Source organism: Spirosoma lituiforme (genome assembly GCF_054776635.1).
The window spans coordinates 153,565-179,897 of record NZ_BAAHBO010000001.1 but is presented as its reverse complement, the minus strand read 5'-3'; the positions used below and the strand labels follow the sequence as shown (position 1 = coordinate 179,897).

Below are 26,333 nucleotides of genomic sequence, written 5' to 3'. Positions count from 1 at the left end.
CATATTGTTACGATCGACCACCTAATAGACCAAGTTTTTGAGGAGTGGTCCCCTGCAGCTGTTTAACCCCGATCACGGGCCGGGGCCAAAAACTTGTTCATAAACGAATAACCACCTGACAGGATGTTGTTTATCTGATTTCTGTTTCTTTACTTTGTTTTACAAAGTACTTTAAAAAAATCCTGAATTTATTGATATAATTTTTTAACGTAACACAGATCGGCGATGGAAGCAGAAATCAGGAATAATTTGGGGAACCCCGTACAGCTTGAACACTTGTACCGGAACAACAGCGCAGTCTTCAAGAGCGCGTTCAATCGTATGTATACCGACATTCGGGAAAACAGGACCGCGCAGATCTGGCACGAACGGTTAAACTACGAGAAAGACGCTATAGCCTGGGGATCGGGTCGGGAGTTAATGGTTGTGCTGGTTGCCTCTCTCCTGGCTGGATTGCTGGCCCAATTTCCCGATTTTTTCGCCCTCAGGCCCGATTACTTCTATTCCCGAAACATAGCGTTTATTGTCTTCCCCGTTCTGGCGGCCTACTTCGCCTGGAAACAGCGACTTTCCCTGCCTAACCGCTTGATCGGGGCATCCGTCATCTTGGCGTCAGCCCTCTACATGAACGTTTTGCCCGCCGATGACACCAGTGACACCCTGCTACTCGCCTGTATTCATCTGCCCTTGGTCTTGTGGACCCTGCTGGGTTTTGCCTACACCGGTGGCCAGCTGAAAAACGACCAGGGCCGGCTCCATTTTCTCCGATACAACGGCGATCTGGTCGTCATGACCACCCTTATTCTGATCGCCGGGGGCGGGTTAACGGCCATTACGCTGGGCCTCTTTAACCTGATTGACCTGAAGATCGAAACCTTCTATTTTCAGCACATTGCCCTATGGGGGCTGGCAGCTGCGCCGATGGTGGGCACCTACCTGGTTCAGTCAAACCCGCAACTGGTCAACATGGTCTCCCCCGTTATCGCGAAGGTGTTTACGCCCCTGGTATTTGTCACGCTGGTCATTTACCTGATTGCGGTGGTCTTTACCGGCAAGGACCCCTACAACAACCGGGACTTTCTGTTGCTGTTTAATGGTCTCCTGGTAGGCGTGATGGCCCTTATCCTGTTTTCGGTTGCCGGGACGGCTGCAACGTCGTCGAGCCGACTGACTATCCTGCTGCTGTGCGGACTGGCCATCGTGACCATCCTTCTGAACGGCATTGCCCTCTCCGCTATTCTGTTCCGGATCTCGGCGTGGGGACTTACGCCGAACAAACTGGCGATCCTGGGCGGTAACCTCCTCATTTTAACCAATCTGGTTCTGATTACCTACCGGCTGATCAAAACAGTAAACGATCGTACCCAACTGGAGCGGGTTGAACAGCGTATTGTTTCGTTTCTACCCATTTACGGACTATGGGCCGCTGTCGTAACCTTTCTCTTTCCACTTCTCTTTCATTTCCGATAAAAGACATAAAATCAGTCCGTGCATAGTGCCTGCTGGAAAACAAAAAATCGCCAACGGTAACTATTGGCGATTTCACCCAAACTACCTCGCTACGCGTAGAAGACGCTTCGTTAACCACTGGCGGACAGGCTCGTCATATAGTTTCAGGCATCCATAAGCCAATAGGACCGAACCAGCCACAAGCGCTAAAGCACCGGGGAAGGACTGTTCGAAGCTGAGGTTTTCATTTTTAACCCAGGCATAATACAGGTAGATGAAGGGATAATGTACCATATACAGCGGATACGAAATATCCCCTAAAAATTTGCTGGTCCTGGTCGTTCGTTGATCCGCTGTCTTGTCTGAAGCGCCCAGATAAACGAGCGCCGGAAAGATCACCACAACACAGATCGTGTCGTATAACCCGTTCATCCACAGATTTTCACTCCCACCAATTCGGGGTATGACCGAAACAAGAACGATGGCCAGGCTACCGATCCAGAAAGCCCCTTTCACCGGAACAGGCTTATATACGCGGGATAGGAGCAAGCCCGCCGGGAATGAAAACAACAAACGCAGCGTACCACCCAGGATGTTGTCTTCGGTCAGCGAAAACCCGACGCACAGGTCACCGTAGGGCCCCCAGATGGCAAACGCGGCCAATCCGCTACCGGCCAGCAAAACCAGTATAGCCAGAGCGCTGGTCGGAAGCTTACGGATCAGGAGCGCGTAAAGAAGGGTGCCGATGTATTCAAAAAATAAAGACCAGCTCGGCCCGTTCAGCGGGTACATTTCACCAACGCCCCGAATTTCGGAGCCGGGAGCTGCCGCAATCAGAAAAGCATTCAGGAGAGTCCCTATAAATAACCTGATGCCAGATACCTTCGACACGTCCCAGGCAGCGCAGCCCTGAAAGTAAAACAGAAGGGCTCCGATTATGGCCCCGATGACGACCATAGGATGCAGGCGAATTAACCGACGGTTGATAAAGTCATTAATTGTCATCGTTTCCCACCGGTCATCGTACGCATAACCCACAACAAAACCGGACAGGATAAAGAAGAAATCAACCGCCAGATAGCCATGGTTGATTGTCTGGTCTACATGACTGGTGGCATAGGCCTCGAATACGTGAAAACAGACAACGGTCAATGCCGCTACTCCCCGTAATCCGTCGAGTATGTTGTAGTGCGGTTTTGTCTCCGCCAGGGCAGGCGCATAAGGGTTGGTTTTTACCATCAGCGTTACGTTAGGGACAGCTTACCAGTCGAGTGGAGCGAAAGTACGCCTTTTTCCGTCATCCGACACCAGCGCAACGACAACCTGAAGCAGGCCCATCAATCCGGAGCCGGCAAACAAAAAGCCCTCACCGTTTCCGGTAAGGGCTTCTGTATGATCATGATCAGGATGTTCCTGAATTATTTCACTTCTTCGTACGGTACGTCCGAAACATTGTCGCCCGCGGGCTGACCTTGTCCGTTGGCAGCCCCATCCGCGTTTCCGGCGAAATCGGCACCATCGGCCGGGTTAGCGCCAGCACCGTTGGTTGCGCTGTACATTTCGGTCGAGGCTGTTGCCCAGGCTGCATTCAAGCCTTCCAGCGCGCTGTCGATACCGGCTGCGTCGCGGCTACCATGGGCCGTACGCAGTGTTGCCAGCGCGGCTTCGATGGCCGATTTGTTGCCTTCCGACAACTTGTCCCCGTATTCTTTCAGTTGCTTCTCGGTCTGGAAGATCATCGAGTCCGCTGCGTTCACTTTTTCAACCGTTTCGCGTTCGGCTTTGTCAGCCGCTTCGTTGGCTTTCGCTTCTTCGCGCATCCGGTTAATTTCCGCGTCGGTCAGACCGCTCGATGCTTCAATCCGGATTTTCTGCTCTTTACCCGTGCCTTTATCTTTGGCCGTTACGTGCAGAATACCGTTGGCATCAACGTCGAAGGTTACTTCGATCTGAGGCACACCGCGGGGGGCTGGTGGAATATCCGACAGGATAAACCGGCCTAACTGGCGGTTTTGGGTCGCCATGGGGCGCTCACCCTGCAGGATGTTGATTTCCACGCTGGGCTGGTTGTCCGATGCCGTCGAATAGGTTTCTACTTTCTTGCTGGGGATCGTCGTGTTGGCATCCACCATTTTGGTGAACACACCACCCATCGTTTCGATACCGAGCGACAAGGGAATAACGTCGAGCAGAAGCACGTCTTTCACCTCGCCCGTTAGTACACCGCCCTGAATAGCCGCTCCAATGGCTACCGCTTCGTCGGGGTTAACGGCTTTGGATGGCTTCTTACCGAACAGTTTTTCTACTTCTTCCTGAACTTTCGGAATCCGGGTTGAGCCACCGACCAGAATGACTTCGTCAATCTGACTGGCCGACAGACCTGAATTTTTCAGCGCACGGCGGCAGGGCTCCAGACTGCGCTGGATCAGCGAATCGGCAAGCTGCTCGAATTTCGACCGGCTCAGCGTCCGGACCAAGTGCTTGGGGATACCATTTACCGGCATGATGTACGGCAGGTTGATTTCTGTTGAGTTCGAACTCGACAGTTCAACTTTTGCCTTCTCGGCGGCTTCTTTCAGGCGTTGCAGGGCCATTGGGTCCTGACGCAGATCGATGGCTTCGTCTTTTTTGAACTCGTCGGCGAGCCAGTCGATGATTACCTGGTCGAAATCGTCTCCCCCGAGGTGCGTATCCCCGTCGGTTGATTTTACTTCGAACACGCCATCACCCAGTTCCAGGATCGAAATATCGAACGTACCACCACCCAGGTCAAATACGGCTATCTTCTGATCGTGGTTGGTTTTATCCAGACCATAGGCCAGCGCAGCCGCGGTTGGCTCGTTGATGATCCGCTTAACATCCAGACCAGCAATGGCCCCGGCTTCTTTCGTAGCCTGCCGTTCAGCGTCGTTAAAATAGGCCGGTACCGTAATAACGGCTTCCGTTACCGTTTGTCCGAGGTAGTCTTCGGCCGTCTGCTTCATTTTCTGCAGAATCAGCGCCGATAACTCCTGTGGCGTATATTGACGATCACCGATGCGCACGCGGGGCGTACTGTTCGGGCCGTTTTCAACGTCGTAAGCAACGTTTTTAATTTCGTTCGTTACCTCGCTGTAGCGCTTACCCATGAAACGCTTGATGGAGGAAATCGTATTTTTCGGGTTCGTGATGGCCTGACGTTTAGCGGGGGCGCCTACTTTGCGTTCGCCGTTGCCGTTGTCCATAAACGCGACTACCGAGGGGGTGGTCCGTGCTCCTTCAGAATTGGGGATCACGACCGGCTCGTTGCCTTCCATCACGGCCACGCACGAGTTCGTGGTGCCTAAGTCAATACCAATGATTTTTCCCATAATTGGATTTAGTTTCTTTAATGCTGTGGTTGTAAACTGACAGACATAACCTATCTATCAATACAAATGCCAGCCCGAAAAAAAGGTGGAATTGCTGTCAGATTGTCATAATAATCCACCTGAATGGGCCATAATGGCGTTTATCAGCCAGCGAGTGGAAATAGATGGCAGACATTTTATCGGAGTGGGCTTTTACCCGGTCATGGCTGGGGCACGTGGTTCCTGACCCGATAAAAAAAGCAGACCTGGGGTGGCCTGCCTTGTTGATCAACCCTCGGTTGGCGCTTATTTGCCGCCGAACAGCCCCCCCAGCATACCGCCAAGTCCACCGCTGTTACTGCTACTGCCTCCCTGCTGACCCGCTACACGCAGCAGATCGTTCATGTCAAGTTTGCCATCCGACATAGCCGATCCGGCCATGCCCATCCAGTCGATGCCCTGCTTTCCGGTGGCCGCGCCAAGAATCGAATTACCATCTACCGTGGCGTCGTTCGGATCCGACGCGCGGTGCATCAGTTTACTTAACACGATGGGAACAACGGCACTGGCTATTGACATGGCTACCTGGGGCGAAATCCCTAATTTTTCCATCAGGCTTTGCTCCACATGCTGCTGGACGCCCTGCGTGACCGGGCTCTGCTGCACATTGGCCCCGTTGACGACCATGCCCAGCAGGTTACCCAAACCACCCCCCTGGGCCTGCTGACCCAGACCACTCATGATGCTACCCGCAACAGTTTGCAGTACGCTATCGTTTTGGCTGTTTGGAATAGCCGGGTTGTCGATGACAGCCTGACCCGCATGCTGCTTCACCAGGTTCATTAATGTTTCTAACATGATTTTGTCTGTTTAACCGGATTACCGGGTGTCGACCTTAAAATTAGGCAGATTCAACAGCATACTTCCCGCCGAATCCGTTAATTTTAACGTGTATCTATTTTCAGGTTTATCGCGCCTAATCAGGCCACGGTTCTTTTCCATGGACTGGGTAACGATGGCCAGGCCAGGCGCGAAAAACCTGACTTCCCCTATGACGAACGAAAACTCGAAAAGTGGCGATGAGGTTTTAAAAAATACGTCGTCAAGTGAATTGATCAATCCTTTACTTCCCGATTTACTGTATCCCAGCGAGTCCGATGAGCCTGTCGAAACCGTGCACTGTTACCTCAAACAGGATCAGCCCCTCACCGTTAGTCAGATCAAAGACTGGCTGATGCTGCCGCCCGCTGTTTACGTTGAGGAAATGCCCGAGGCCGACTTCTGGGAGCCTGTCCTTACGGAACAGGACTGGTACGGTGAGGCAGAAAAAAGTCGGACGGCCGGATTTCAGAAACTGAAAGAAACCATTGACAGTACGTTGACGCTGCACCAGGTATTCCGGGTGGGTGAAGCCGAACTGGATGTGTACCTGCTGGGGCGCCAGACCGACGGCGAGCGAGTGGGTATTAAAACGAAGATTATTCAGACGTAGCCAAAAAAGCGGGGAAACAATACCGGACAACCAACCTACGTCAGCTGCTCCTGTTACTGTCTCCCCGCTTCGGGTACTAAAAAGGTCTGTTTACTTTACTTGTCCTACAACGGCAGCGAATGCTTCCGGATGATTCATGGCCAGATCGGCCAATACTTTACGGTTGAGTTCGATGCCCGATTTATTAAGGGCACCCATAAAGGCGGAGTAAGACATACCATGCAGACGCGCGCCGGCATTGATCCGCTGAATCCAGAGGCTCCGGAAATCGCGTTTCTTGGCACGACGGTCACGGTACGAATAGCCCAGACCTTTTTCGACGGCGTTCTTGGCAACCGTCCAAACATTTTTACGCCGACCAAAGTATCCTTTGGCTAGCTTCATTACTTTCTTCCTACGCGCCCGTGAGGCTACGTGATTGACGGAACGTGGCATTTTAGATGACTTGTTTTTTGACGACGGGCGGAACAATCAGGTACTATTCCTTTTCGTTTCGCTTTTTAGCCCGTAATCGGGTGAAACTTGAACCAGACGCAACTGCGTCTTTTTTGACCCTAGACGTTTAGCAACGCTTTAATGCGACGCTCGTCAGGACCATCAACCAGGGCCGCGTGTACTAGATTACGCTTTTGCTTGGTTGTTTTTTTTGTCAGGATGTGACTGTGGAAGGCGTGCTTCCGCTTGATTTTTCCAGTGCCGGTCAGCTTGAAACGCTTCTTGGCGGCTGAATTGGTTTTTACTTTTGGCATTATCGTAAACCGCTTTGTATGGAAAATTAAGTAAACAGGCCGCAAAGATACGAAAAAAAGCAATACCGACCTGCTTTCTACACAAAGACCTGCCCGGAACAAACCAGACAGGTCTTTGTGTAGAAAACTATCCGTTCAGCTGCGCATACTAGCCGCGGCCGAATTCGTTATTTTTTAGGAACGACAACTTTGGGGGACAGAAACATACTCATCCGCTTGCCCTCGAGTTTAGGTTCGGCCTCCACCTTGCCATAATCCTCCAGTCCTTTAGAAAAGCGTTCCAGCAACTGGAAGCCACGGTCTTTAAAAACAATGGCCCGACCAACGAACTGGACGTAGGCTTTCACCTTGGCCCCTTCCTTAAGAAAATTAATCGCGTGCTTCAGTTTGAACTCAAAGTCATGGTCATCTGTGTTCGGACCGAAGCGTATTTCTTTGATCACAACTTTCGTTGCGTTCGCCTTGATTTCTTTTTGCTTTTTCTTCTGCTCGTATTTGAACTTGGAATAGTCAACGATACGACAGACGGGCGGCACCGCATTGGGAGACACCTCAACGAGATCGAGGTTCTGCGCTTTCGCTAAAGCCTGTGCCTTGTTAATATCGTAAATGCCCTGTTCTACATTCTCGCCGACCACACGCACTTCGCGAACCAGGATGCGCTCATTAACTTTGTAGGGTTCTTCAACCACGCGACGGGGTGGTCTCCGCTGGGGTAATGCCATAAATTGTGTTTAGTGTGCTATTTTACTCGTTTTGAAAACGTACTGTAGCCCAAAAAGTTCGGGAATCTATTGAAAATACTCATGCGGTGCAAGTTTATACCGACATAAGTCGGTTCACGGTATTTGGTATCCGGTTGGCTGACGCATTCATGCTGGACGCGTCAGCCAACCGGATACCAAATACCGTAAACGACAAACCGGCCTACACCTTCACCTCTGCCTGAAATGTCTTGACGAAATCCGCAACAGGCATGCTGCCCAAGTCACCCTGGCCTTTGCGCCGGACGGATACCGCCCCATCAGCGGCTTCCTTCTCACCGACAATAAGCATGTAAGGCACTTTATTCACTTCAGCATCCCGTATTTTGCGGCCGATTTTTTCGTCGCGCAAATCAACGAAGCCCCGGATATCGTTCTCCTGCAAGGTGAAGAACAGTTCATTGGCGTAGTCTTCGTATTTTTCGGAAATAGGTAAAATCGCGATCTGCTCGGGTGATAACCAGAGCGGAAAGTTCCCCCCCGAATTCTCGATCAGAATGGCAATGAACCGCTCCATCGACCCAAACGGAGCCCGGTGAATCATCACGGGCCGGTGCTTCTGGTTGTCGGCACCGATGTATTCCAGTTCAAAGCGATTGGGCAGGTTGTAATCCACCTGAATGGTACCCAACTGCCATTTCCGGCCGAGAGCGTCCCGCACCATGAAGTCAAGCTTAGGTCCGTAGAAGGCCGCTTCGCCCAGTTCGGTAACGGTCGGGAGTCCTTTTTCGGCAGCCGCTTCGATAATGGCCGACTCGGCTTTTTCCCACAGCTCATCGGACCCGATATACTTTGTTTTGTTTTCGGGATCGCGCAGCGAAATCTGAGCGCTGTAGTCCGAGAAGCCGAGCGTATTGAATACGTACAGCACCAGGTCGATCACCTTCATAAACTCTTCTTTCACCTGATCGGGGCGGCAGAAGATATGCGCGTCATCCTGCGTAAACCCACGTACCCGGGTCAGCCCGTGCAACTCGCCCGACTGTTCATACCGGTATACCGTTCCGAATTCGGCCAGTCGCAACGGCAGATCCCGGTAGGAACGGGGTTTGGTTTTATAGATCTCGCAGTGGTGCGGGCAGTTCATGGGTTTGAGCAGAAACTCCTCGTTTGGATCGGGGGTTTTGATCGGCTGGAACGAATCTTCGCCGTATTTTTCCCAGTGGCCCGAAGTCACGTACAACTGCTTGCTGCCGATGTGAGGGGTCACCACGGGCGAATAACCCGCCCGAACCTGGGCTTTGCGGAGAAAATTTTCCAGTCGTTCGCGCAGCACGGTTCCTTTGGGCAACCAGAGGGGTAAGCCCGCGCCTACTTTCTCCGAAAACGCAAATAGCTCCAGTTCCTTACCCAGTTTGCGGTGATCGCGCTTTTTGGCTTCTTCCAGCAGAAACAGGTAATCGTCGAGTTCTTTCTGTTTCGGGTAGGTAACGGCGTAGATACGCGTTAGCTGCTTGTTTTTTTCGTTGCCGCGCCAGTAAGCACCCGCCACGTTCATCAGCTTGGTCGCTTTAATAAAACTGGTATTCGGGATATGCGGTCCCCGGCAGAGATCGGTAAATCCACCCTGGCTATAGAAGGTAATAGTCCCGTCAGCCAGTCCGTCGAGCAAGTCAAGCTTATAGGGATCGCCTTTCTCCTCAAAATAAGCAACGGCATCCGCTTTGCTCATGGGCTTGCGGATATACGGCTGTTTCTGACGGGCCAGTTCGAGCATTTTATCTTCCACCTTTTTAAAGTCTTCCTGCGAGAAAGGCTGTCCACCGAGGTCAACGTCGTAATAAAAACCCGTTTCGATGGCTGGACCGATGCCAAATTTCACCCCCGGATACAGCGCTTCGAGCGCTTCAGCCAGCAAGTGAGCCGACGAGTGCCAGAAGGTAGCTTTCCCTTCGGGATCGTTCCAGGTCAGCAGTTGTACATGGGCATCTTCGTCAATGGGTCGTGTGGCGTCCTGCACCACTCCATTCACTTTGGCCGCCAGCACATTACGCGCTAAGCCTTCACTAATTTTTGTGGCAATATCCAGCCCGGTACTTCCTTTAGGATACTCCCGAACGCTACCGTCTGGCAACGTCACGCGGATTTGTTCGTCCTGCGCAATCATACGTTAACTAAGTTAGTTAGTGGCACCCGCGGCTTACCTACAACTGTAAGCCACTTAATTTGATGTATGATGTCGTATATATAATGGATGGCGGTTCTAGAAAATCACACATCCTATATACCACGTCCTACATCAATTGATCGGTTTTACGGTTCGCTTGAGCGAATCATCAGCATTGGTCGTTACTCTGGCTTTCGGCTGAATGGTCGTGATGCGAACACGGGTGGTGTCGATTACGGTCCGGCTTCTGGCCTGGGGCGTTGATTTTGCTGCCGTATCCGGCAAAAATAAGGAGTTATATGAATTTTGCGCGTATTGCCTTCGTTGCGAACGCCATAAACCCGCAGCCGCCTGCCGATCATAGATGTTCTGCTTCGTGGCTTTGTCGTACGCGGCAATGGCCAGGTCATACTGCCCCATCTGCTCATGGCAATAGCCAATGTACGTATCAATACGCGAAAACTGCGGCCTGAGTTCTTGTACGCGCTGGTAATTACGCAGCGCATCGTTGTAATTCCGATAGGTCTGGTTGATCAACCCCAGCTGAAAGTAAGCCTGGTAATAGCCCGGCTGAATCTTCATCGTTTGCCGGTAATACGTCATTGCGCTATCGAGTTGCCCGATTGTATGGTAAATTAACCCCCGACCGTAGTAGAGACGGGCATTGTGGGGAAAATACCGCAACGCCTGCTGGTTGTAGGCCAGCGCCGAGTTCTGGTCGCCAAGGGTCCGGTAAACCGATGCTAGCTGGTTATACGTTTCCAGGTAGCGGGGTTTCAGCCGAAGGGACTGCTGGTACAGGGTGAGCGCCTGGGCCGTGTCACCCTGCCGGGCGGCCATCAAGCCGTTGAAAAAGTACGCTTCACCATCGTACGGAGCCATTTGCAGGGCTTTGGCTACGTACAGTTTCGCTTTATCAAACTGATTTTGCTGCTGGAGCAGATCACCCTGCAAGGTGTACAACTCGGGCGTGTCGACACCCAGAATTTCGGCCCGCTGGGCATTTTGCAGCGCTTTGGCCGGTTGTTGCAGGCCCCGTAAAATCTGAGCCCGCGTCAGGTAGTACGAGCCCGCGTTATCATTTCGGCTTATGGCCTCGTCAATATCCGCCAGCGCGTCCGTCAGCCGCCCCATGGCCAGAAGGATCGTGGCTCGTTTTGCATAGGCAGACGCGGGTGATGATTGATTGATGGCTACCGTCAGCGCCCGTAGCGCCCCCTCCACCCGGCTACTGTCGTCCGGTTTAGGAAAATCCGGTATATGGGCTGCCTGCCGGTCATCTCCCCCGCAGGAAAATAAAAAAAGCGAAAGAGCGAAAAAATGAAAGAGCAAGAACGAGCGAATTGGCCCATCCGAAATTCGCTCGTTCGCTCTTCCACTCTTTCGCTCGTTTATTTTTTGCCTTTTCACGACGAAAACCGGTAAAACACGCCTAAAGGTAGTTGTTTCTGATGGCTGTCGGCCACGCATAGCTCGCCCCATTCGGGGTTGGGTACGGTGCCAAAAATCTGGCCCATCAGGTTGTCTAGAATAAGCGACGAAAAGCCCAGTGAATAGAGGTTGATGATAAAAAAGAAGTTCGTGCCATCCAGCAGATCAGCGCAGGATTTAAGCAGGTCGTTGAGCTGTTCCTCCAGCACCCACTTCTCGCCATCGGGGCCGCGACCGTAGGCCGGCGGGTCCAGAATGATGCCGTTGTACCGGTTTCCCCGCCGTACTTCCCGCCGGACAAACTTGACGGCATCTTCAACCACCCAGCGAATATTGTCCAGTTCGCTGTAATCCATGTTCTCCCGGGCCCAGCTGATAACGGGTTTGACGGCATCGACGTGCGTCACGTCGGCCCCCGACTGGCGAGCCGCCAGCGAAGCCCCGCCCGTGTAGGCAAACAGGTTGAGCACCTTGGGCCGGGGAACTTCGGTCGAAATAGCCTTCACCCGGTCGTGAATGTACTGCCAGTTATTGGCCTGTTCCGGAAAAATCCCCACGTGCTTGAACGTGGTCAGGGCCAGTTTGAATTTCAGCTGCAGGCCACCCTGGTGAAACGAAACAAACCACGGATCGCGCATGGTGGACACCGTTTGCCAGTCGCCCCGCTCGGGTGACTGGCGGTCGCGCCGAAATGTAGCATGTGCCTGCCGTTCCCACTCCGCGTCGGGGAGTGATTTATCCCAGATAGCCTGGGGCTCGGGGCGGGACAGTACGAACTCACCAAAGCGTTCGAGTTTCTGAAAGTTACCCGAATCGATTAATTCGTAATCTGCCCACTGTCCGGGTGTAATCAGTTTAATATCAGTCATACTATTTTTTTTCGCCGTCAATCGGCTGCTGATTCGGGCAGCGAACTAGCGATCATTGCCAACGCTTTATGTGATTTTTCGTTGCTGACCCAGTTGCAGAATCAACTCAAATTCGTCGGCGCGAATGGGCATAACGGATAAGCGGGATTGTTTGATGAGGCTGATGTTGGCCAACAGCGGTTCGGCTTTGATCTGCGTGAGGGTTACGGGGCGGTCCAGCGGCATAACCGGCTCCAGTTCGATGGCTACCCAGCGCATATCGTCGGGTATCGTCGGATCAGGATAATGCTCCCGCACAACGGTTGCCAACCCAACCACACCCGGTTTGGTCACGCTGTGGTAAAACAGCACCTGGTCGCCCAGTTTCATGGATTTCAGGTTATTGCGAGCCTGGTAATTGCGGACCCCGTCCCACACAGCGCGGCCTTGTTCGGTAAAGTGCATCCACCCGTATTTATCGGGTTCTGATTTGACGAGCCAGTAATTCAATCAATGAAAGAGTAAAGGAGCGAAAGAGTGATTGAGTGGCTGGCGTACTCCTATTCGTTCGCTCTTGCACTCATTCGCTCTTTCGCGCTTAATCAATAATAATCGTCGTGTTCGGTATGGCTGCCAAAAGGGGAACCGTATTCGTCAGCATCATCGTCCTTGTAGCGTGCACTGCCCCCTTTCTGCGCCAGGGCTTTTTGCATAATCATGATCTGACCCGTGTGGTACATATCGTGGTTAATGATGCCATGCAGCAAATCGTAATACGTATAGTCACGACCGGGCACAATATCTTCCAGGAATTCATCGTCGTCGCGCTTGTCAAGTTCATTGATAAGCTCTTCCTGGCTCAGGCTCAACTCCATTTCGAGCGCTTCCCACTCAAAATCATCAATTTTATCGGGTAATGCGCCAAAATTTTTGTCCGGCGTTAAAATGTCAAACAGTTCATCACCCTGCATCTTTTTGACGCAGAAAATCCGCCAGCTGGTCATATGAAAAACCAGTTCCGCAATGCTGTGCGTATTCGGGGAAATCCGGCGTCCGGCCATGTCGGGCGTTACATCTCTCAGCACATCAACGACCGAGGGGCCATGCCAGGCTTCTTCGCCCTCGTAGGTCGTGTTTAATAAATCAATGATGCGAATGAGTTCATCGTTAGGGATCATAAGTAATTGGGTAATAGCGTTTTCAACTCAAAAGGGACGTAAATAATTACGCCAGATACAAGTTAGCAACGTACGTCTCTCGGGTTAACTAGCTGTCTATAATCGTCAACAAATCTGGCCCGAAATGACGGATACCGGTAACGTACCCATCCAGGCGGCAATCGTTGAACGAAGCAGCAAAGGTAAGGTAATATCTTAGGGCTTCCGAAAACCCGGAACCACTTTTTATCCGGCAGCTACCGTCAGCCATCCTGTTCATTCCATTAAACCCAGAAATAACGTGGCATGTTTTATGCTTGTGTATACATGCATACATCCACCAAACGGGCAGTGACCGAAAACCAATCATAAGGTCGGAAGTGTATAACGTAAATTTATGTCCACATCCAGCCTTGCCCGTCTAACGGTCATCTACCTAGCCATTGTTTCCAACTGCCTGGGGCAGGCAGTTAAGCCGTTTCGTTACCGTACAGACGTTGGTAGCTATTTGGCGACGTCGGGCGAAACGCCCTTCTGGCTACGGGCCAATCAATACGGCATTGTTCCCCGCGAAGCCGCGTTAATGACGCTGCGTCAGGCAGTGCGGGTTGACTACCATGACAAACCCAAAACCAAACTTGACAGCCTGCGGGCCGTCAATCGGCGCGTCGACTGGGGCTGGGGAGCAGAAGCCGTTCTGAATGCGGGCTATACCTACAAGCTGCTGATTCCGGAAGCGTACGTGAAGGTAAAGGTTGGCAAAGGGCTGGAAGTCTGGGCGGGCCGTCGGCGGGAAATTGTCGGCCTGGTCGATTCGACACTTACCTCGGGCTCCTATGCCTGGTCGGGCAACACGCTGCCGATGCTGAAAGTCCAGATTGCCGTGCCTGATTACGTACCCAGAAACGGGCTGTTTGGGATTAAAGGATTTTATGCGCACGGCTGGTTCGAACAGGACCGGTTCATCAACAATGCCCTGTTGCACCAGAAAGCCCTGTACGGCCGATTTGGTAAACCCAATTGGCGACTTAAGTTGTACGGAGGTATCAATCACCAGGTTATGTGGGGTGGTAATACGGAACGGCTGAAGGGATCGACAATCAAAAACAACCATTTACCCAACCTGTTCAGTGATTATCTCGACGTGGTCACGGCCAGTTCACTCGGTAACCGAACCAATGTTGACACAAATCGGGTGAGTTCGTTCGACCGCGAAAACCGAATTGGCAACCACCTGGGTACGGTTGATCTGGGATTTGAGTACACCGGTCGTCATTTTTCATTCTTCGCTTACCGGCAAAGCATCTACGAAGACGGATCACTTTTTTACCTCATCAACATAAGCGATGGCTTGAATGGTTTGCGTATCCGGAACCGACGGCCGGTTAATCCAAACGGGATTCAGCTGCAATCCCTCCTTTTCGAGTACCTATACACCGAGAGCCAGGGCGGTGCTTTGTTCCTGGATGACGCATCGCAGCGGGGCCGCGACAACTACTTCAACCATTCACAATACCAGGATGGCTGGTCGCGGTTTGGCCTGACCATGGGAACGCCCTTCATTACGCCCTCCACCGACAGTCGGGACAATCTGCCGAAATACGGATTTACCAACAACAACCGGGTATCGGTCATGCACCTTGGGCTGGCCGGGCAGGCGTACGATTTTTTCCGCTTTCAGCTGAAAGCCTCGTATAGTGAAAACCTGGGTACGTACGAGGTTCCCTTCGGCCAAACCGTGCATCAGTTTTCGTCCGCCTTCAGCCTGTCAATGCCACTGCCGGTTCTGACCGGTCTAACGGCAAACGCAGCCGTTGCCACCGACGTTGGTGACCTGTACAACAACAGTCTTGGCTTTTACGTAGGCATCCGCAAGGAAGGCCAAAGCCAGAAACGGTAGTAGGTTGTCCTGGAATTTGCTACCGCAGCGTGCCAAAATCCGTTACCCAGTAGGCTTTGTAGGTACTGGTGGCACTGTACCCATACCCGACACCTACCTGTTTAAAGTTAGCACTCATGATGTTGGCGCAATGGCCGGGCGATTTAAGCCAGCCATCAACGACGGCCCGCGTGGTGGTGTAGCCAGCCGCAATGTTTTCGCCGGCGGCCCGCCATACATATCCCTCGCGGGTCATCCGATCCCAAGGCATTGACCCATCACGGCCCGTGTGGCTGAAGTAGTTGTACGTGGCCAGGTCGACCGCAAATTTGTCCGATGCAGCATTGAGTTTACTATCCAGGGTTAGGGCGGGCACGGCCGGGTAGGTCGTAGTTCCGCACTGACACGGTTTCGACCGGGCCTGGTTAATGTACGTAAGTACCTCCTGCTGTTGGGTAGTGGTTGCCAGGGCAGCCCGTGCTCCTGCCTGGTTCGGCGTTACCGAACCGGCACCCTCCCCTGCGTCCTTGTAGACGGACGACGAGACCGGCGCGGGCGTTTGGGTAGTTTCCCGATCGGACTGACAGGAAGCCATGGCTCCCAACAAAGCGACTACGCTTACTACGTACGTGAGTTTCATGTGGTAATCTGGAGGTTGATTTATTGATTAAACGGTATGCCCTTCTGCCTTATTGTGAATATACGATCAGTACATTATATACTTGGTAACAAATACACGTAAACGTAAACAAATGACACCAACTAGACCCGTATTAAGCAAAACCGGACTAGTCCTCATCCCTATACGCAAAAAAGTCGACCAGGCGTACTCGACGCCCAATCGACTAAGTCGGTCAGCAACAGGATTATAGGTTACGCTTGCGTTCCCAGTTTCCCTTTTCGGGCTGGGGTCGGATCAGGTACACGTCGAGCATCGCGTACGGCCGGGCCAGGTATTCCCGAATCAGGGTGCGGAGTGAATAACCGTCCGGTACGTCCTGGGCCGCAAAGGCAATGGCCTCCATGCCCTCGTGGTTGCCAATGTACAGGGCCCGGGCGTTGTGAAAATTCTGGGAGATAATCGTGATCTTTTCCTGGTTGAATACATCCTTGCACCGGACAACCGAATCAAAGGTTCGATAACCCGAATAGTCGAGCGTCATCACCGAAGCGGGAACGCCCAGTTTGACCAGAGCTCGCTGCATATCGACCGGTTCATTATAGTACTCCGAATCGTTATTTCCGCTCAAGATGAAGTACTTTACTTTTCCTTCCTTCCAAAGCCGGGCGGTCGCTTCCATCCGGTAGCGAAAAAACAGATTTTCCTTCCCGGTTCGCACAAATTTACTGGTGCCCAGTACCAGCCCGACATCATTAGCAGGTAACTCGTGGATATCGAAATAGATCTGATTCCGGGTGTTGTACACCACCCACCAATTACAAACCAGGACAATCGTTACGCCGGAAAAAATAACGATGATTATCAGTTTGATGACCCATTTGACCACGCGAATCCCAACCGCTTCGCGCGGAGGATTATTGCTGTAATCGGTAGCCAGGGTCGTGTTCATCTAATCAACGATTATAATGAGAATTCTCCATCAATCCAAGCACAGTGTCGGCTTCGTCGTTGCCGGATTCGTTCGTGAACGGGTATTCCGACGAAGTAAAATCGTTGTGTCAGGAAAACAAGCCTAACTGTGCGGACTCTTTTTCCTCGGTTTCGGTTGGAACCAGTACAACAGGTTCCGCCACGGATGCTGTTCTTACCGGCTCCTTGACAATCTTCGGCGGCAACAACTTCACCTCTTTCACCTTGGCAAAGGGTAGTTTATTACCCAATGCCTTCCAGCCGCGTATATCGATAAATCCTTCCGGCTCCAGTACCATCGACTCAAACGGACCACGGTCTTTTACCTGATGAACGATCTCGATGCGCGGGTACCGGTCGTGGGTGACAACCAGACTCTTCGATCCTTTCACATCACCGATAAAGCTGAATTTCTTATCCAGCGATGTTGTCTCGACTTTAAACCGCTTCACGTACCAGGCTTTCTGGTTCGCTTCGTAATAAACGGCAGACAGAACGGTTTCGGGGTCGAACTTCTGTAGCAGGATCATGTCGCCGGGTTCGTACCGATTAGTCAGATCAAAACTGGTCAGCTCATACTGACCATCTTTGTACACCACCAGAATGCTGTCTTTGGCGTCAAAATTGCCCAGCAAACGCCCCCGCTCATCCCGGTTGAGCCGCCCCAGGTGCTCGTCGTACCAGATATCGACCCCACCAAGGGTCGATACGCCCCCCGACTTCTGGGTGATTTTCCGCACCGGGTATTTGGTCAGGATATTCCCCTGCGCCGACCGGTTTTTGATGCCGACAGACGCAAAATCATAGTCGAACTGCTTTATTTTTGCCGTGCACTGGGCGGTCAGGTTTATCGTAATCACTTCGGCTTCACCGTTGTCGTTGGCGCTGAAATACGTCATCTTCGATTTCGGATTTCCCATGGTCAGGTCATACTCCCGATCGCGGGTAACGCCCGTAACGGGAAACCGCTTGGCCATGGATATACCCGACTTTCCATCCAGATAAACCAGGTTATAAATCTTACGCTCATCGTTCTTTTTAAAGACCGACACGTACACGATATCCTTCCCGACAAACACTTTATCCGCCACTTTCACGACCATGCATTTGCCATCCCGTCGAAAAACGATAACATCGTCGATGTCGGAGCAATCGCTGACGTACTCGTCTTTTTTAAGCCCGTAGCCAATGAAGCCCCCTTCCCGGTCGACGTACAGTTTCTGGTTGGCAGCGGCCACGACACTGGCAGCAATCGTGTTGAACGCCCGGATCTCCGTTTTGCGCTCACGACCTTTGCCGTACTTTTTCTGTAACTCCTTGTAATAAGCAATGGCAAACCGGGTAATGTTGGCCAGGTTATCTTCCGTTTCAGCTAGTTCCTGCTCCAGCCGACGCATCAACTCCTCGGCCTTGAACCCGTCGTACTTCGAGATCCGCTTGATTTTTATTTCCGTCAGGCGAATAATATCGTCTTCAGTTATCGCGCGGTAAAACAGCTTTTTGTGGGGTTTGAGTGCTTTATCGATGGTCGCAATAACATCCTCAAATGTTTCGCACTCTTCTATCTTCCGGTAAATGCGGTTTTCAATGAATATTTTTTCGAGCGAACTGTACAACAACCGCTCCATCAACTCACTACGCCGGATTTCCAGTTCGCGTTGCAGCAGGTGAACCGTTTGGTGCGTATTCACCCGCAGAATATCCGTGACGCTCACGAAATGCGGCTTATCGCCGATGATGACGCAGGCATTGGGCGAAATCGACACTTCGCAGTCCGTAAAGGCGTACAGGGCATCGATGGACACATCCGGCGAAACCCCCGGCTGTAAATGCACCAGAATTTCGACATCTTTCGCCGTGTTGTCGACCACAGCCGCCGTTGTCCGGCTGGGTGCTTTAATGCGGATTTTCCCCAGCTCAGCCGCCTTCACGATGGATTCGATCAGTTGGGGAGTGGTTACGCCGAACGGTACATCGCGGATGGCGAGGGTTTTCTTATCGACCTCCTCAATCCGGGCCCGAACCCGAACTTTGCCCCCCCGGTGGCCGTCGTTGTAATTGCTGACATCGATGTGGCCACCCGTCTGAAAGTCGGGGAAGAGCGCCACGGGCTTATCCTTCAGAATATTGATGGAAGCCTCGATCAGTTCGTTGAAGTTGTGGGGCAGAATCTTGGTCGATAACCCGACAGCGATTCCTTCTACGCCCTGCGCCAGCAAGAGCGGAAACTTGACGGGTAACGTAATGGGTTCCCGTTTCCGGCCATCGTACGACAGTTGCCACTCGGTGGTTTTGTCGTTATAAATCGCATCCTGAGCAAATTTGGACAGCCGCACCTCAATGTACCGGGGGGCAGCGGCACCATCACCCGTGCGAACATCGCCCCAGCTACCCTGCGTATCAAACAGAAGTTCTTTTTGACCAATGTTGACCAGTGCTTCGCCGATGGATGCATCGCCGTGCGGGTGAAACTGCATGGTTTGCCCAATGACGTTGGCTACCTTGTTGAAGCGACCGTCGTCCATTTCCTTCAGCGCGTGCAGAATCCGGCGCTGAACCGGCTTCAGCCCATCCTCAACTGCGGGCACCGCCCGTTCGAGAATGACGTACGATGCGTAGTCCAGAAAATAGTTTTCGTATAAGCCCGCCACCACGGTCTGGTCGTGCAGGACTTCTTTTTTTGTGGTGTCGGTTGGTTCTTCGTCCGGTTCGAGGGCGCTGGTCAGCCCGGCTTCATCATCAGGTAACCCTGCTTCAGGCTGCTGGCTGTCGTCATCGATCGGCTGTTCATTTTCTTCGTTTATCATTGACGTGCTTCAGGAACTATTCCAGTGAGTAAGTACACAGGTTTGCGAACTTTTGTCATCCCGTTCGGCTCCTTAAATATACAAAAAAAAGTTGAAAAACGGGCATTCTGACCGTTAAAAGGCCATTCAACCAGACAAATTCTGTGGATCTCTAATACCCTCTCCCCAGCTCAACCGCGTTCTCCAGCGGCTGCCCGGCCCGGAATCGGGCCAGGTTACGGAGAAACTGATCGACCTTGCCCCCGTCTTCGTCGGGTTGCCCCCCCCCGGTATGCTGGGTCAGCAGAACGTTCGGCAAACGCCAGAGCGGACTGTCCGCCGGCAGCGGCTCCTGGGCGGTTACGTCGAGTACGGCACCCCCCAACTGACCCGACTGCAACGCCCGGATCAGGGCTGGCTCGTCGGTCGTTGTTCCCCGCCCCACGTTGGCGTATAAGCTTCCCGGTTTCATGGCCGCGATCACCTCTGCTGAAATAAATCCAGCCGCCGTTCCGGGCAGGCAGTTCACCACAATATCCGTTTGAGACAATGTAGCCATGAGTTCCTCCACCGAATGCAGATCGGCCTGTGGATCGGTGCGGGCCAGCATCTTCGTTGTGCAGCCGAAACCCGTTATCATCTGCCGAACGGCCTGGCCAATGGTACCAGTTCCCAGGATGACCACCTGCTTCTGCCAGAGCAGATTCGTTCGGGCGCGAACGGGGGCTCCCACCCACTCCGACTGACGTTGTAAAAGAGCCAGCTCGGGAATAGCGCGGTACACGGCCAGGATACCAGCCAGCATTGTTTCCGCACAGGGCCGGGCAAAATAATCGCCCATGTTGGCGATGGACGCCTGCACACGAACGGCTTTGAACCCATCGAATCCCGCCGAATCCAATTGCCAGAAGGCCAGATTAGGGGTTTCATGGCCAAACCAGGCAACCGGAGGATTCCCCAGTACGTAATCCGACAACCGAAAAGCGTCCTGTTGATCGGCCTCGGGTAAATCGTGCCGAAAAACGACGGTTAGATCGGTCGGAAGATTTTGTTGTAATTTAGTTCTGAGCGTGTCGCTGAGCGCGGGGTTGACGAAGAGTTGCATGGTATGAGTACGAAATTTCAACCGGTTTGGTTGCTTTGTCACGCGGACGGCGGGTCTGCGTAGCGGCAGACGTATGGTTATGGCGAACCAGGCTATAGCCATGCGGACCAGCCGTCTGCGTTACTTAGCGCTTAACTGACCGAGTAACCAGTTAGTCATTTTTTCGGTTTGTTCAGGGTAAGTCCAGTGACCGGTATCCAGGTAAGTAATGTCCAGCGTTTTGGTACCGGGAATCACATTGTAGGCAGCATACATGGACGTTGGCGGGCAGGTTTCGTCATTGAATCCCCAGGAGTAATAACCGGGTACGTTCACCTGCCGCGCAAAGTTAACCACGTCGTAATAGCCCGTTGTTTTAATCCGGTCGGGTTTGTTATTATACGCCAGATCATTGCCCGCAAACAGGTGTGGCCAGCCACCCGCCCGGCCATGCAGATAGCCGGTTACGTCGCACAGAGCCGGGTAATAGGCCCCTACCCACTTGATCCGGCTATCCAGCCCCGCCGTAACGATGCTAAGCGCTCCGCCCTGGCTTCCGCCCGTAACGGCCATGTTTTGCCCATCGTACTGGGGCATACTCGCCAGAAAATCCACCGCCCGGACGCACCCCAGATACACCCGTTTATAATAATACCGATCCCGATCGTCCAGATTAGCCGCCGGGTATCCACTAAGCGGCCCCCGGCTAAGACTTTCGTAAACGGCCGGCTCCATCGTTACCGGCACCCCATGAATACCCACTTCGAGCGTGATGAATCCCTTGTCGGCTTCGGCAATCATGCCGTAATAGGGACGCACCCCCGCACCGGGCACCCGAAGAATGGCGGGAAATTTGCCTTCTTTTTTTGGTACGCACAAAATCCCGTAAAAGCGGGAATTATTGACGTTTTGCAGATTAAGCTGATAAACATTCGTCCGCTCGGTGCAACGCTCGGGCAGCAGCGTCAGGCGGGCATCCATAGGCACCTTTGCCAGATCGGCTTTGGCGTTATCCCAGAAGGCCTTGAAATCGTCCGGGTTAGTAACCGTCGGCTTAATACGCTGCGGGTCGAATCCCGCCGTTGTCAGGCCCCGATACTCTTTCCCATCGACTTCGGCAGTGGCGATACAACGCAGAAAACCCGCCGTTGTCAATGTACCGGCATCCAACGCCAGGGTACCCTCCTTCAGCGTCACCGTTTCGGTTTTGGTGGGCGGCATTTTCTCCGGCCCGATCTCGTAGCGGAGTTTGACCCCTTTCAGCAGCACACTATTCCGGTAAACCGAGATCGTAAGCCTGACCGGTTCTCCGGGTTTATACAGCCAGTCGGCATGATTGGGGGTAACCGTAACCTTGACGAGCCGCTCAACCGGTTGAGCCAGCAAGCGGGTAGCCCAGATCAGCAGCAGGCCGGGCAGCACTAGTTTTTTTATGGATTGTAGCACAACAATTGGGTCTATAATCCAGACAAAGCAAATTTAACTGGGTTTATAACCAACCGATGTCAGACAACCCGCGCGGGCGTTTGCTGCCCCCGACGAGCGGGCTGCAGGTTAACCAGGCACCGAACGAGCAGCGTCAGCGGGAACACCACATCAAATCCCCCCGGTATGGTCGACAGAAACATACCCAGCACGGCCAGAACAGCGGTCAGGCTAAAATACAGCGTCCGATGCCGGGCGGTAGTCGTTGAGCGGGTTACCCAGTAGATCAGGGGTAAATGCAGGGGCATCAGGTAGAGCATGGTTGGGTTCCAGCCCGTAACGCCATCATCCCGCATAACCCAGAGCAGGAGCAGAAACCAGCCAAAAAACCCGGAAACCCCAAACAGAAGCCGATCAAGCCAGCGATCCACTTTCCCGGCAATCAGGTAACGCCGAATGGTGAAGGCGGCAATGACAACGCCCAGCAGGCCAAACACGACGTTTGGATCGAGCAGGAACGGTACCTGCTGGCGGAATATTTTCTGGCCCGCAAACAGCGTTTGTTCACCCCGAACCAGCGGAATGGACTGTCCATTAGCTTGCCGCAGTGTTGCCTGAGCCAGTTGATCATGCACCTGATCGGGCAGGTACATGGCCTTCCAGCCGTCCGTCTGTTCATCCGCCGGACGACCAATGGCCAGGTTCATGCCCAGCTGATACCAGGGCTGCTCGTTCAGGTAATCGTTCATCCAGTCGCGGTAGGATTTTCCCGTCATGCGCGAGCGGGACGGAATCAGCAGGCTATCGCCACAGGCCTCAACGATCATATCGCGGGGACGAGTCGCGCAGTTATCGTAATAGAATTTGTACCGGTACGTCCGATTCTCGGGTAAGTAGTTCGTTTCCAGGGCGGTGTACAACCGTTGCCGTTGCGTGGGCGAGAGGTTCAGGTACTGCTCCCGAATGCTCCGGTTCGTCTGCTGGTAATAGTACATGACCTGGTACAGGTTGTGCACCGACAGAAAATAAGGCAGCGTCCCCCGCAAAAACTTCAGGATGAACGAATCGGCGTTGTAGTCGAAGCCGCCGTAGCTGTAGTCTTTATCGATGCCCAGCACCGGATCAACGAATCGGATTTCGGTGTGCCCGAACGCCGATGAGATGTCGTCCGTTCCCGGTCCGTACGTGATCAGGCTGACCCGGGCCGACGGGGAAAGGGTCTGGGCGGATGAGGCCTGATAACCGATGCCTAGTAAGAGCAGGACGAGCCGGAAGCTCAGCAACCGGTTGGCAACTGGTTGTCTAATCGTCGTCGCCATCGTCTTCCCGGTCCTCAACGTCGTTATCATACACTCGCTTGGCCTTCCCGCGACTTGGTTCTTTTCCCTGTACGCAAATGACAAGTTCACCTTTTATCGTTTTTTGCGCAAAATAAGCAATTAGTTCGGACAATGGCCCGCGCTGGTTTTCTTCGAACAGCTTGGTCAGCTCCCGCGAAACGCTGGCGGGTCGCTCCGGACCGAACACCTCCGTGAACTGCTGCAGGGTTTTGAGCAGCCGATGGGGCGACTCGTAAAACACCATCGTTCGCTCTTCCGCAGCCAGTTCACCCAGCCGGGTCTGCCGCCCTTTTTTGTGGGGTAGAAACCCCTCGAACGTAAATCGGTCGTTGGGCAGTCCCGAGTTGACCAGGGCGGGTACAAACGCCGTTGGGCCAGGCAGGCACTCGACCGGAATGTCATTTTTGATGCACTCCCGGACCAGCAGAAAACCGGGATCGGAAATACCGGGCGTACCGGCATCCGATACCAGCGCCAGCGTTTTGCCTTCTTTCATCTGATTCACCAGTCGCTGTACAGTCTGGTGCTCATTAAAAATATGGTAACTGTGAAGGGGTTTACTGATGGACAGATGCCGCAACAACACACCCGACGTGCGGGTATCTTCGGCCAGAATTACGTCGACGCTTTGCAGGACTTTAATGGCCCGGAGTGTTATATCGTCAAGATTACCGATGGGAGTCGGTACAAGGTACAATTTCATGCCGCAAGATAGCTGACAGTTTACGATTTGTCGTTTACGGCGATCCATCGCTACGTCGGTAAACCGAAAACCACGAACCATAAACTGAAATCCTCAACCCACTACTTTATCGATGGCCGCAGCCAGTTCATGATCTTTCCGGGTTACGGTATTGCCCGCGTCGTGGGTTGACAACTTGATTGTCACCTGATTGTACACGTTCGACCACCAGGGATGATGATCCATTTTCTCCGCAACCAGCGCCACGCGGGTCATAAAGGCAAACGCTTCGCTAAAATCGGCAAACTGAAACTCACGGGTAAGTTGATTGTCCTGCTCCTGCCACATACGAATTGATTGTAGTCGTTATACGTCCAGTTAACCCCTGCGACAACGAAGTGTTTGCGCCCGACAAAGGGGCGCTTGCCGATCAACAGACACGCATCAACAGGCGTTTAGGCGCTGAACTAAGCTAACATCAAAAAAAGCTGATCGTTTCAGACGTACCCTAAAACCAGGCTATTCTGATTTGCGTATGTATTATAAGGTATAGTTTTATAGGTGGTTCACACAGATGCCGGGCGATCGTGTCCGGCATTTGCGTAACTGGACCATTCAAACCGGTCGACCGATGTAGTTTTCTCTAATCGGTCCGCCCAATCGACGAACAGACCGGTGTAAAATTCGCCACGCTGGTAGCAGCAAGGAGCCCTACCTGGTTTGCCCTTTCACGTAATAACTCAGAGCGACCAGTAGCAACAATATAGCCAGAATACCCAGCGCGATGGACAGCGAGAAATATTGAGCGATAAATCCCAGTAGAGCCGGGCCCGCCAGTAGACCCGTATACCCGATGGTCGTAATGGCGGGAATGCTCACCGTAGGCGCAATGCCCGGCAACCGGCCTGCTTCACTGAAAAACACGGGTACAATATTGGCCGCTCCTACCCCTACCAGCACAAAGCCGATCAGCGACCCCAGTACCCAGGGGCTCAGGACGGCCATACTCAATCCGGCGGCAGCAATCAAACTTCCCAATACCACAACCGTTTTACTAGTCAGGCGGGCTACGATGTTGTCCCCGACTAATCGCATCGTCGCCATGGCAACGGAAAAGGCGGCATAGCCCGCACCCGCCAACTCGGCGTCAATTCCTTTCGTATCCCTAAGAAAGATAGCACTCCAATCGAGAATGGCCCCTTCGGTCAGAAAAACGGCAAAGCACATCACTCCCAAGAATAGGACACTCCCCTGCAACCAGCTAAACCGCCGGTTACTCTCCATAGGTTTCTCACCACCAGAAAACCGGGCAATCGCCTGTCGCTCAACAATCAAAGGAAATAAATCGGTATACTGGGTTAGGGTGATGACCGTCATCAGCAGGGCAATGCTGATGATGGCATAGACCGGATTGAGTCCCAGCTTAATCAAAAACCCCAGTCCAAGGGAACCGAATAGCCCCCCCAAACTAAATAGACCATGCAACGACGACATAATAGGTTTCCCGTACAGATTCTGCACTTGTATCCCGTGGGCATTCATGGCTACGTCGATGGTCCCAACGCCTGAGCCGAACAGAAACAGCGTAACGGCCATTGCCGGGGTGGATGATAGTACGAGCAGCAACGGCAGGGCAAGCGCCAGGACCAGCGCCGAGCAGGCCATAACAAGGCGGCTCCCAAAACGGCTCACCAGTATTCCCGAAATAGGCATCATCAGCATGGCCCCCGCGCCTACCAGTAGCAGCAATAGTCCCAGATTTGCATCATTCAGGGCTAACCGATCTTTTGCCAGCGGCACCATTGGTGCCCAGCTGGCCATGCCCAAGCCACAAACCAGAAAGATCAACTGCGTGGCTCTGCGAGCTTTTACCAGGGATAAAGACGGCATTTCTACGGATACAGCCATACAGGAGTCGATTAACGTGAGCAAAACCGGAGGTCAATTTATAGCAATCTTTAAAAAATTTATGTAGAGACAAAAATTTAATTCATGGCTCACACCGACGAATTTTACGCCGGGCCAGCCTCAGATACGGGCTTATGGCGCAGCGATCCGACTAGTTACGAGCGTGTCTTGTCCGCTACATACAAGCGACCGTTCGGCGCAATGGCCACGATCAGACCGCATCGACGGCCAGGGTACGCTAAGCCAATAAAAAATCAGCCTTCCCCCTAGGGAAACCGTTCCAATGGCCTAAGCCGTTGGCTACAGGCTGGT

General features: G+C 52.8%; 24 protein-coding genes. 3 read left to right on the top strand and 21 right to left on the bottom strand.

The genetic code is table 11. From position 1 onward, the window contains the following. Positions 1-225 precede the first annotated feature (225 nt). Complete coding sequence (locus tag ACYU87_RS00805; RefSeq protein WP_461132119.1) at positions 226-1,470, top strand: hypothetical protein; 1,245 nt, start codon at positions 226-228, stop codon at positions 1,468-1,470. Positions 1,471-1,551: 81 nt separating this feature from the next. Here the strand turns inward: ACYU87_RS00805 and ACYU87_RS00800 are convergent, their stop codons facing one another. The 4 genes from ACYU87_RS00800 to ACYU87_RS00785 all read right to left on the bottom strand — a co-directional run bounded on the left by ACYU87_RS00800 (position 1,552) and on the right by ACYU87_RS00785 (position 5,780). Beyond that, positions 1,552-2,688: an acyltransferase family protein gene (locus tag ACYU87_RS00800; RefSeq protein ID WP_461132118.1), complete on the bottom strand. Its 1,137-nt coding sequence runs from the start codon at positions 2,686-2,688 to the stop codon at positions 1,552-1,554. A gap of 179 nt (positions 2,689-2,867) precedes the next feature. Beyond that, the gene (dnaK, locus tag ACYU87_RS00795) at positions 2,868-4,799 is read right to left on the bottom strand and encodes a molecular chaperone DnaK (protein ID WP_461132117.1); all 1,932 of its coding nucleotides are present in this window, start codon (positions 4,797-4,799) and stop codon (positions 2,868-2,870) included. Positions 4,800-5,084: 285 nt separating this feature from the next. Then, entirely contained in the window at positions 5,085-5,636 is a 552-nt protein-coding gene (locus ACYU87_RS00790) for a hypothetical protein (RefSeq protein WP_461132116.1), read from the bottom strand. A gap of 21 nt (positions 5,637-5,657) precedes the next feature. Continuing rightward, positions 5,658-5,780: a hypothetical protein gene (locus ACYU87_RS00785; RefSeq protein ID WP_461132115.1), complete on the bottom strand. Its 123-nt coding sequence runs from the start codon at positions 5,778-5,780 to the stop codon at positions 5,658-5,660. 49 nt (positions 5,781-5,829) lie between these two features. On the opposite strand from ACYU87_RS00785, the gene ACYU87_RS00780 reads away from it, so the two are divergent. Beyond that, a complete protein-coding gene (locus ACYU87_RS00780; protein ID WP_461132114.1) occupies positions 5,830-6,270 on the top strand; it encodes a nuclease A inhibitor family protein in 441 nt (146 codons plus the stop codon). Between the two features lie 90 nt (positions 6,271-6,360). Here the strand turns inward: ACYU87_RS00780 and rplT are convergent, their stop codons facing one another. The 8 genes from rplT to ACYU87_RS00740 all read right to left on the bottom strand — a co-directional run bounded on the left by rplT (position 6,361) and on the right by ACYU87_RS00740 (position 13,347). Next, positions 6,361-6,705 (bottom strand): 50S ribosomal protein L20, encoded by a 345-nt coding sequence (rplT, locus tag ACYU87_RS00775; RefSeq protein WP_046574083.1) that lies wholly within the window; start codon positions 6,703-6,705, stop codon positions 6,361-6,363. Between the two features lie 119 nt (positions 6,706-6,824). Further along, positions 6,825-7,019 (bottom strand): 50S ribosomal protein L35, encoded by a 195-nt coding sequence (rpmI, locus tag ACYU87_RS00770; RefSeq protein ID WP_012926783.1) that lies wholly within the window; start codon positions 7,017-7,019, stop codon positions 6,825-6,827. 167 nt (positions 7,020-7,186) lie between these two features. Beyond that, entirely contained in the window at positions 7,187-7,744 is a 558-nt protein-coding gene (infC, locus tag ACYU87_RS00765; protein ID WP_461132113.1) for a translation initiation factor IF-3, read from the bottom strand. A gap of 202 nt (positions 7,745-7,946) precedes the next feature. Next, positions 7,947-9,890, bottom strand: a complete 1,944-nt coding sequence (gene thrS / locus ACYU87_RS00760) for a threonine--tRNA ligase (RefSeq protein ID WP_461132112.1) — start codon at positions 9,888-9,890, stop codon at positions 7,947-7,949. A gap of 132 nt (positions 9,891-10,022) precedes the next feature. Then, the gene (locus ACYU87_RS00755; RefSeq protein WP_461132111.1) at positions 10,023-11,300 is read right to left on the bottom strand and encodes a tetratricopeptide repeat protein; all 1,278 of its coding nucleotides are present in this window, start codon (positions 11,298-11,300) and stop codon (positions 10,023-10,025) included. Continuing rightward, positions 11,297-12,190: a class I SAM-dependent methyltransferase gene (locus tag ACYU87_RS00750; RefSeq protein ID WP_461132110.1), complete on the bottom strand. Its 894-nt coding sequence runs from the start codon at positions 12,188-12,190 to the stop codon at positions 11,297-11,299. Before ACYU87_RS00750 ends, ACYU87_RS00755 begins: the two co-directional genes overlap by 4 nt. Positions 12,191-12,256: 66 nt before the next feature. After that, complete coding sequence (locus ACYU87_RS00745) at positions 12,257-12,679, bottom strand: EVE domain-containing protein (RefSeq protein ID WP_461132109.1); 423 nt, start codon at positions 12,677-12,679, stop codon at positions 12,257-12,259. Between the two features lie 92 nt (positions 12,680-12,771). Beyond that, entirely contained in the window at positions 12,772-13,347 is a 576-nt protein-coding gene (locus ACYU87_RS00740; RefSeq protein WP_461132108.1) for a DinB family protein, read from the bottom strand. 376 nt (positions 13,348-13,723) lie between these two features. Here ACYU87_RS00740 and ACYU87_RS00735 point away from each other — a divergent pair, with 376 nt between their 5' ends. Beyond that, entirely contained in the window at positions 13,724-15,226 is a 1,503-nt protein-coding gene (locus ACYU87_RS00735) for a capsule assembly Wzi family protein (RefSeq protein WP_461132107.1), read from the top strand. A gap of 19 nt (positions 15,227-15,245) precedes the next feature. On the opposite strand, the gene ACYU87_RS00730 is transcribed toward ACYU87_RS00735, so the two are convergent. The 9 genes from ACYU87_RS00730 to ACYU87_RS00690 form a co-directional block, all read right to left on the bottom strand. Continuing rightward, a complete protein-coding gene (locus ACYU87_RS00730; RefSeq protein ID WP_461132106.1) occupies positions 15,246-15,845 on the bottom strand; it encodes a CAP domain-containing protein in 600 nt (199 codons plus the stop codon). A 226-nt stretch (positions 15,846-16,071) separates the two neighbouring features. Next, positions 16,072-16,776 (bottom strand): SanA/YdcF family protein, encoded by a 705-nt coding sequence (locus ACYU87_RS00725; RefSeq protein ID WP_461132105.1) that lies wholly within the window; start codon positions 16,774-16,776, stop codon positions 16,072-16,074. A gap of 109 nt (positions 16,777-16,885) precedes the next feature. Then, a complete protein-coding gene (locus ACYU87_RS00720) occupies positions 16,886-19,603 on the bottom strand; it encodes a DNA gyrase/topoisomerase IV subunit A (protein WP_461132104.1) in 2,718 nt (905 codons plus the stop codon). Positions 19,604-19,754: 151 nt separating this feature from the next. Then, complete coding sequence (locus ACYU87_RS00715) at positions 19,755-20,687, bottom strand: D-2-hydroxyacid dehydrogenase (RefSeq protein ID WP_461132103.1); 933 nt, start codon at positions 20,685-20,687, stop codon at positions 19,755-19,757. Positions 20,688-20,807: 120 nt separating this feature from the next. Next, a complete protein-coding gene (locus tag ACYU87_RS00710) occupies positions 20,808-22,100 on the bottom strand; it encodes an acetylxylan esterase (RefSeq protein ID WP_461133607.1) in 1,293 nt (430 codons plus the stop codon). A 71-nt stretch (positions 22,101-22,171) separates the two neighbouring features. Next, a complete protein-coding gene (locus ACYU87_RS00705) occupies positions 22,172-23,410 on the bottom strand; it encodes a lipoprotein N-acyltransferase Lnb domain-containing protein (protein WP_461132102.1) in 1,239 nt (412 codons plus the stop codon). Then, positions 23,394-24,134 carry a 16S rRNA (cytidine(1402)-2'-O)-methyltransferase gene (gene rsmI, locus ACYU87_RS00700; RefSeq protein ID WP_461132101.1) on the bottom strand — a complete coding sequence of 247 codons (741 nt, stop codon included), beginning with the start codon at positions 24,132-24,134 and terminating at the stop codon, positions 23,394-23,396. The genes ACYU87_RS00705 and rsmI overlap by 17 nt, the downstream gene beginning before the upstream one ends. Positions 24,135-24,227: 93 nt before the next feature. Then, positions 24,228-24,467: a 4a-hydroxytetrahydrobiopterin dehydratase gene (locus tag ACYU87_RS00695; RefSeq protein WP_461133606.1), complete on the bottom strand. Its 240-nt coding sequence runs from the start codon at positions 24,465-24,467 to the stop codon at positions 24,228-24,230. Between the two features lie 357 nt (positions 24,468-24,824). Beyond that, positions 24,825-26,021, bottom strand: coding sequence for an MFS transporter (locus tag ACYU87_RS00690; RefSeq protein ID WP_461132100.1), 1,197 nt, complete (start codon positions 26,019-26,021; stop codon positions 24,825-24,827). Positions 26,022-26,333: the final 312 nt, after the last annotated feature.